Raw genomic sequence first — 663 nt, forward strand, 5'->3', positions numbered from 1 at the left:
GCCGCTGAAGCGCGCGGAGGCGCTGCGGTGCTGGGGCCGCGCGTACCTGGACGCGGGGCAGGCGGAGTACGCACGCCACGCCCTGGAGGAGTCGCGCGGCGTCTTCCACACGCTGGGCGAGACGGCGCAGGAGAAGCGCGTGCTCGTGGACCTGTCCATCGTCGCCCGTCACGCCGGGGACGGCGCCGCCGCGTGGACGCTGATGCGCGACGCGCAGGCGCTGCCCTCCGGGAGCGACCGCTGGCTGGAGGCCTACGCGGTGGGCAACCTGGGCCTCGTCGAACAGGTGCGCCGGGGACCGGAGGCGGCCATCCCGCACCTGCGCGCGTCGCTGGCGCTGTTCCGCGAGGTGGGCGACGTGACGTTCGAGGTGGGCTTCCTCACCAACTGCGCGGTCGCCATCGGCGAGGCGGGCGACGCCGGCGAGGCGGTGATGCTCCTGGGCGAGGCGCTGGGCCGGGCGCTGAGCGTGGAGGACCGCGCGGGACAGGCGCTCGCGCGGCTCAACCTGGGCTGCTACCTGATGGACGCGGGCGGCGTCGCGGAGGCCTGCGAGCACCTGGAGTCCGCGGTGCGCCTGTCGCGGCTGCTGGGCCAGCGGCTGCTGGAAGGCACCGCGCTGGGAGAGCTGGGAAGGGCCTCGCTCGTGCGGGAGGACTGGGC

At 75.7% G+C, this 663-nt stretch carries 1 pseudogene; it reads left to right on the forward strand.

The window, feature by feature from the left end:
- Nucleotides 1-663: pseudogene (locus ACLEQD_RS44840) on the forward strand (cyclase); the annotation flags it as partial.

It is taken from the genome of Corallococcus sp. 4LFB (assembly GCF_046520365.1).
GTDB classification, from domain to species: Bacteria; Myxococcota; Myxococcia; order Myxococcales; family Myxococcaceae; genus Corallococcus; species Corallococcus caeni.